The organism is Burkholderia sp. Tr-20390, assembly GCF_017104595.1.
Classification (GTDB): domain Bacteria; phylum Pseudomonadota; class Gammaproteobacteria; order Burkholderiales; family Burkholderiaceae; genus Burkholderia.
In genome coordinates this window covers 1-1,061 of sequence record NZ_JAAGPC010000412.1, presented here as the reverse complement: position 1 = coordinate 1,061, position 1,061 = coordinate 1, and the positions used below count along the sequence as shown (strand labels likewise).

1 protein-coding gene and 1 pseudogene are annotated in these 1,061 nt (G+C 73.0%); both read right to left on the bottom strand.

Going from position 1 to position 1,061, the window contains the following annotated elements; translation table 11 throughout:
• The coding region (gene tssA / locus G3N98_RS39285) for a type VI secretion system protein TssA (RefSeq protein WP_241026303.1) at positions 1–567 on the bottom strand (567 nt) is incomplete at its 3' end.
• Positions 554–1,061 (bottom strand): annotated as a pseudogene (locus G3N98_RS39280) (serine/threonine protein kinase); the annotation flags it as partial. The pseudogene G3N98_RS39280 and the gene tssA, both read right to left, overlap by 14 nt.

The following is a 1,061-nucleotide window of genomic DNA, read 5'->3' as shown; positions in this document are numbered from 1 at the left end:
GCCGTCGAGCAGCCGTTCCGCGTCGCGCACGCTCGGGCCGCCGTCGAACAGCGGCTGGCGGCGCGCCGCGCGCGCGCAGTCGTGCGCGCCAGCTATCTCGGCGAGCGCGTTCATCCGCAATGTCGGGTCCGGTTCGCCGTCCGCGTCGAGCCGCGGATGCAGGTCGTCCCAGCGGCGTTCGAGCAGGTTCGCGACGAGCGCAAGCGCGTCCGCGTAGCCCGGAATACCGTGTTGCTCGATCCAGCTTCGCGCGAGACAGGCGATGACGCGCAGATCCTTCGTGCGCGCCGACAGCGCCAGCGCAAGCCGCTCGACCGCCCGCCAGTCGGGCGCTTCGGCCGGGATCACGGTGTCGCCGTATTGCTGCTCGGCACGCGGCGTCGCGCGCTCCTGCAGTTGCAGGAACTCGGCGTCGTATTCGAGGTTCGCACCGCACGGCGCATCGGGCGCGACGTCCGCGAGCAGCCGGCCGATCAGGTCGGCGCGCGGGGTCGCCGGCAGGCCGGGCGGCACCGTGGCATATGCGGCGGCGGCCAGCGCCGCCTGGCTGACGTCATTCGAATGCATAGTCGATGTTGACCGGTTTGCTGCCGAAGTCGATCGCCACGGTGCGGTGCAACGGCGGCAGCGTGCCGTTGCGGATCTCGATCACGTAGACGCCCGGCGTCAACGATACGGAGCGCAGCGGCGGGCTCGCACCGCGCCGCGCGCCGTTCACGTAGACGTCGCCCCATGGCCGCACGTTGAAACGCACCTGCACGGTTTCCTGCGCCTTCGGCGGCCGCGGCTGCGACTCTGCCGTTGGCGCGGTGACGGCGGCGACGGCAGTCTCTGCCTCCGACGGCGCCTTCGGTGCGGGTGTCGTCGCGGTCGCCGGTGTGGCGGCCGCTTCCGACGGCGGCACGTTGACGACGCGTTCCGACGAATCGAGGCTGCCGGCGGGCGCGATGCCAGAGCTGGAGCCCGACGGCGACGGGGCCGGGTTCGTCACGGTGGTCGCAACCTGCGGCGCGGGCGTGGCGGCTTCGACGGCAGGCGCGCTGGCCGGTGCGGCGGCGACG